Below are 531 nucleotides of genomic sequence, written 5' to 3'. Positions count from 1 at the left end.
AACGCTGGTGAGACGTACGCAACCGGCCTCCCACTTCTGGTAAGTGATCGCGACGACGGTCTTGCCATTGTCGATTATGAGTCTGGCGAAGTCGTCCAGAACATCACGGATGCCAATGGCCAAGAAATCGGTATCTCGGGCGACGGCCGAATCGCTGCTGTGCAGTCTCGAATATCGGCTTCTGACCGGCTGAACGTGTACGACGTTGCTACTGGCGAAGAATTGCTGGAGGAGCGCGAAAGCACATTTGATGGCAGTATCCGCAACCCACTCGCAAACGGTAATGTTGTGGTCGCGGCTGGGGCTGATACTGTCATCGGATTCGGTGTCACTCCTGGGGACCCTGATGCGAGCGGCGATCAGATCTGGTCGACTGGCCACGGCACGGGCGAACTCGCAAAATCACCCGACGAGACGATGGTCGCATTCTGCAGTGGGATGGACCTCTACATCTTGGATTTCGAGACTGGCGACGAACTCCATGTTGTAGAGGGCTTCACCGACGACCACCCCCGCGGAATCGATTTCGGC

At 57.3% G+C, this 531-nt stretch carries 1 protein-coding gene; it reads left to right on the top strand.

Going from position 1 to position 531, the window contains the following annotated elements:
- Positions 1-195 precede the first annotated feature (195 nt).
- Positions 196-531, top strand: a 336-nt coding sequence (locus C482_RS22060) for a hypothetical protein (protein WP_206537123.1), incomplete at its 3' end; no start/stop codon positions are given.

This window comes from Natrialba chahannaoensis JCM 10990 (assembly GCF_000337135.1).
GTDB lineage: Archaea > Halobacteriota > Halobacteria > Halobacteriales > Natrialbaceae > Natrialba > Natrialba chahannaoensis.
This window is presented reverse-complemented; position numbering and strand designations above follow the sequence as displayed.